General features: G+C 70.2%; 1 protein-coding gene. It reads left to right on the top strand.

What is annotated here, in order from left to right; genetic code table 11:
* On the top strand, nucleotides 1-302 hold a 302-nt coding region (locus tag ACNPM4_RS19410), incomplete at both ends, for an ATP-binding cassette domain-containing protein (protein ID WP_448986859.1).

Consider the following 302-nt stretch of genomic DNA (forward strand, 5'->3'; position numbering starts at 1 on the left):
GCGGTGACGGCGGCAGACGACGTCGCTGTACCGACCGAGGTCGAGGTCGAGTCGGAGCGCGAAGCGACGTCGGTCGAGGTCGTCGAAGCCGTGGTCGACTCCGACGACGCGGCCTCCGATGCGGTCGGCGCAGCCGACAGCACGTCCGACGGCGAGGCGATCAGCATCCGCGGTCTCGTGAAGCAGTTCGGCGACAACCGTGCCGTCGCCGGGATCGACCTGACAGTCCCGGCCGGGTCGTTCTACGGCGTCGTCGGCCCCAATGGCGCCGGTAAGACCACCACGCTCTCCATCGTCGCCGG

The sequence above is a fragment of the Microbacterium umsixpiens genome (assembly GCF_053543675.1).